1 protein-coding gene is annotated in these 543 nt (G+C 77.3%); it reads left to right on the top strand.

All coding sequences use genetic code 11. The features are described 5' to 3' along the window. Nucleotides 1-118: 118 nt before the first annotated feature. On the top strand, nt 119-543 hold a 425-nt coding region (locus KUM32_RS40465; RefSeq protein WP_217146683.1), incomplete at its 3' end, for a DUF2264 domain-containing protein.

Below are 543 nucleotides of genomic sequence, written 5' to 3'. Positions count from 1 at the left end.
CCGCCGCGTACCGCCAGCGCTTCGGCCCCGCAGTCCCCGGTCCCCGCGCGGCGCCCACCGCACCAGCTTCGCCCGGGACGCCCACGGGAGCCGCCACCGCCGGCGGGCGTTAGCCGCCGTGACCGTGCCCCCGCTGTCGCTGCCGCCCGCCGACCGCGTCCGCTCCCCGTACACCGGCTGGACCCGGGCGCACTGGGAGGCCCTGGCCGACCACCTGCTGGACGCGCTCGTGCCGTACGCGACGCCCGGCTGGGCCCGGTACCAACTGCCGGGCCGCGCCAGCTCGTCCGGGGTGGCATCAGACGGTCTCGAAGGGTTCGCGCGCTCGTTCCTGCTGGCCTCCTTCCGCATCGCGGGCGCGCGCGGCGCGGTGGACCCCGCGCTGATCGAACGGTACGCGGCGGGCCTCGCCGCCGGCACCGACCCGGCAAGCGGCGAGGCGTGGCCGCCGCTCGCGGACCGTTCGCAGCCGATGGTGGAGGCGGCGTCGATCGCCATCGGCCTGTGGGAGAGCCGGCGTTGGCTGTGGGACCTACTCGCATA

Source organism: Streptomyces sp. AC627_RSS907, assembly GCF_019049165.1.
This window is presented reverse-complemented; position numbering and strand designations above follow the sequence as displayed.